Source organism: Methanosarcinales archaeon (assembly GCA_014859725.1).
In the GTDB taxonomy this organism is placed as follows: domain Archaea; phylum Halobacteriota; class Methanosarcinia; order Methanosarcinales; family Methanocomedenaceae; genus Kmv04.
In genome coordinates this window covers 1-3,933 of sequence record JACUTQ010000183.1, presented here as the reverse complement: position 1 = coordinate 3,933, position 3,933 = coordinate 1, and the positions used below count along the sequence as shown (strand labels likewise).

The following is a 3,933-nucleotide window of genomic DNA, read 5'->3' as shown; positions in this document are numbered from 1 at the left end:
CTGGAAGATATTAAATGTTATTTCTTAGGGAAAAAAAGCATGGATCATTTAACATTGAATTTTACACCGATCTTGAATAACCTTAATGTCGGCAGGTCGATCAAAGGGCAACCTGTTCGCTGTTTTATCTCCTCAAGTATCTCATCAAGGTGCTTTTTATCAGGTGCGGACACCGTAAACCAGATATTATACTTATCAGGACGCAGGTAATTATGTGAGACCTCGTTAAAGCTACTAATTATCCCAGCAACTTCATCTATTTGATCTTCAGGCGCTTTTACAGCAGCCAGGGTACTCTCTCCACCGGTCTGCTTAATATTAACTATGGGTCCAATCCTGCGAATGGCCCCTTCCTGCATTAGACGCTCTATCCTTAGAATGATTTCCTCTTCGTTAGAATTCAATTTTCTGGCCAGTTCCTGAAACGGCCGTTCTACCAACGGGAAATCCACCTGTATTTCATTCAAAATAGCTTTATCCAGGTCATCCATTTCGATCATGTTTTGAGGCTCCCTGATGGCACATAGATGCAATAAGGCTCCTCACTCATATAATCACCTGTGACTGCATAAGCCCGGGCTCGGCATCCCATGCATACTGCTCTATACTCACATATTCCGCACTTGCCTTTCAGTTTGTTTAGGTCCCTGATATCGTTGAATACTTTGGAACCCACCCAGATATCCCTGAAACTCTGCTCACGGATATTACCGGCCAGGGCAGGGAGGTAACCGCAGGGATATACTTCACCAATGTGGGAAACAAAACAAAATCCACTGCCCCCAAGACATCCTTTGGTCATGGCCTCCAGACCGTGGGTCTCCCTTGTAATCTTGATACCTTCTTCCCTGGCCCGCTGGCGCATGATCCTGAAATAGTGAGGCGCGCAGGTGGCCTTAAGCTGCAGGGGTACTTTGTTGCGCTGGTCATAGAACCAGTTCAGCACCCGCTCATATTCCTCTGGCGGTATTTCGTCTTCTTCGATCTCCTTGCCCCTGCCAGTGGGGACTAAAAGGAAGATGTGCAGTGCTTCTGCTTCCAATAGTACTGCCAGGTCTAATATTCCAGGTATCTGGTCAATATTCCTTTTTGTGATAGTAGTGTTGATCTGGAATCCAATCCCTGCATCCTTAATGTGCTGGATACCGATCAAGGCTGCATCAAATGAGCCCTGCTCGCATCTGAAATCATCATGGGTTTTTGCATCCAAACCATCTATACTGACGCTGATCCGCTGGATGCCAACGTCCTTCAGGCGGGCTGCAATTTCAGGTGTCATAAATGTGCCATTGGTGGCAAGAACTACTCTTAAATCCTTATCTGTGCCGTACTGTGCGAGCTCAAAAAAGTCGTCCCTTAACAGGGGTTCCCCTCCTGTCATGATAAGAATGGGCTTACCACATTCAACCAACTGGTCAATGAAATTCTTTGCCTCGTCAGTGGTCAGTTCATTGGGATCGAGGTTTGTGACCGCATCGGCCCGGCAGTGCCGGCAGGCAAGGTTGCAGGCCCGGGTAAGTTCCCATGCCACTATTCGGGGTGGTTTTATCAATTGGATTTATCCTCCGTTATTTGGAATAATATGTTGGTGACACAATATAATAATATCATTTATATTATGTGATCTAGGTTGATGGTCTGCAATAAGTTAGCAAGAGAGATAATAATAATTCAAATCAAAGTCTAAAGTGTTTAGCCCTATATTTTTCACCTTTTTAATTGACTTTCTCATTTTCAATAAATTGAGATATTTGAGTTGATTGATATTTAGATTTCAGGCCAGTAAGATCCATTATATCTTTCATAATGCTAATAATAATTTCACAACAATAGGAGACAATATTTTCATCCAATTCATTCATCTCAAAGGCTTTGTCGCCAGCTGGCATCTCAAAGCGGCTGATGCCCTCCCTGAACTCTTTGAGTTTTTCGCTCCTTGATTCCCTTACATATGTACTATTCTTAGGGGTGACGCCTACTAAATTTAATTCGTACCTGAAACACGGTCGGTTGAACAGGGTCGTAAGTATATAAACGCTCACCGGGAATTTGTATTCTGAATCCATGTCCTTTATGTGGCTCTCAAGCAGTTTGTAGATATCCTTCTCCTGCCTTTTGTGATTGTATTTATATACTTTTGAAGGCGGGATCTCTTCTTCTTCAAGGTATCCGGTATCATACAATGCCCTTAAGTATCCTGTGATTATCAACCTGTGAATATCATATCCTTTGATCTTGAGTTCCCGGGTGATGCTACTGATCGACATCTGTTTGTCTTTGAGCATATTCAGGGTTGTTGAAAAGAATTTTTCAGACATAGTAAAACAATTTATTATTGGTAACAAACCTGATAAATACTTTGGTAATATAATACCGTTACAATTCGTGTAAGTGAAATTTAATATATTGATTTATCTCTCATTCTGAACCGATTTTTATAGCTTAAGATAAAATCACGCTCAAAGGGATCGGAATATGGGTTGATTGTCTAATACTCAATAGAATGTTATATCGGTAGTTCTACCCCTTTTTAATAGAGCAGAAGATTTCAAGCGGAGGACAGCAATTATGAATCAAGAACTCATCAAGGTAGATTGGCTAAAAGGAATAAAGGTTCTGTTAATTGCTCATTATATACCCGGGCCATTGGCAGCGTATCTCTTAAAATGCCTTGGTGCAGAGGTAGTCAAATGTGAACCTCCCTTTTATGACTATATGCGCCAGCTTCCTCCATTCATAAAAGGCAAAAAAGGAAAAATGAGTGCCTATTTCAGAGCTTTGAATGCAGGGTTTAAAAATGTTGTAGTAGATTTTAAAAATGAAGACGGTGTGGAAGTTTTAAAAGATTTAATTATAGCTTCTGACATTCTAATTGATGGAAACAGAGCAAATTATCTAAATAAAGTTCTGGGAGAGGCAGTCAGTAATATCAATCCGGATATAATCCATATACCTATTACTGCCTATGGATTAAAAGGGCCGATGAGAGATATTGCCGGCCATGATAACAATATTCTCTCATTAGCAGGAACATTAAGTTATTCATCCGTCAGTGCCCAAGGTACACCGTCTATATTTTCGGCTCAATTGGCAGATATTACTTCTGGTTATATAGCTGCAATCATAGCTATCAGTTCTATATTAGGTAAGAGAAATAGCGATAGTAATGTAGAGATAGGCACAGTTGATGCATCGATGTTACATGCAGCGTTCTTCTTAAACCAGATTTATATTGCAGGAATGAATACTACTGAGAAACCGCCTGCTCCTGGTAAAGAATTACTGAATGGGGGTTTGCCAAATTATACGATGTACTTAACGCAGGACGAAAAATCAATTTTCTTTGGTCCGATTGAACCTAATCTGTTCAAAAATTTCTGCAAAACAACATGTAGAGAAGATTTAATGAGCCTATTGAATAAGGATAACTCAAAACTTTATGATGAACTGACAAGACTCTTTAAATCAAAAAGCCTTAAAGAGTGGGAAGATCTCTTGCATAATTGTGATTGCTGTTTCACACGAGTAAATAATCTGAAAGAGGCTATAAACGACCCGCAAATAAAGGACCTTGGGCTGATTACAGAAGTTGAAGATGAAGCTTATGGAACACTGTCATTAACAGGTTTCCCTGCAGGTTTTACCGAAAACAGCTTACAGCCTGATTTTACAGAACCTGCACCAGAACCAGGGGAACATACGCATGAAATACTTAAAGATCTTTTAAGTTATAATTCTGAAAAAATTGAAAAATTAATTCGTAGTAAAGCTGTTTATAAATAAAAAAAGGACCGGATCCCACACAGATAACGCAATTGATGGAATAATCAGTTTGGTATTTGCTTGTTTAATTCCTACATTATAAAATAGTTCGTTACATCATGAAACAGTTAAATAACCCTTTTTATAAAATTAATATATATGGCTTTTAAT

4 protein-coding genes are annotated in these 3,933 nt (G+C 39.7%); 1 reads left to right on the top strand and 3 read right to left on the bottom strand.

The window, feature by feature from the left end; genetic code table 11:
* Positions 1-44 precede the first annotated feature (44 nt).
* The 3 genes from IBX40_11605 to IBX40_11595 all read right to left on the bottom strand — a co-directional run bounded on the left by IBX40_11605 (position 45) and on the right by IBX40_11595 (position 2,318).
* Entirely contained in the window at positions 45-500 is a 456-nt protein-coding gene (locus IBX40_11605) for an Lrp/AsnC family transcriptional regulator (protein MBE0524962.1), read from the bottom strand.
* Entirely contained in the window at positions 497-1,552 is a 1,056-nt protein-coding gene (gene ahbD, locus IBX40_11600) for a heme b synthase (GenBank protein MBE0524961.1), read from the bottom strand. Before ahbD ends, IBX40_11605 begins: the two co-directional genes overlap by 4 nt.
* A 163-nt stretch (positions 1,553-1,715) precedes the next feature.
* Positions 1,716-2,318 (bottom strand): hypothetical protein, encoded by a 603-nt coding sequence (locus IBX40_11595; GenBank protein ID MBE0524960.1) that lies wholly within the window; start codon positions 2,316-2,318, stop codon positions 1,716-1,718.
* A 250-nt stretch (positions 2,319-2,568) separates the two neighbouring features.
* Between IBX40_11595 and IBX40_11590 the strand changes: the two genes are divergently transcribed.
* Positions 2,569-3,783, top strand: coding sequence for a CoA transferase (locus IBX40_11590; protein MBE0524959.1), 1,215 nt, complete (start codon positions 2,569-2,571; stop codon positions 3,781-3,783).
* The last annotated feature ends 150 nt before the right edge of the window (positions 3,784-3,933 follow it).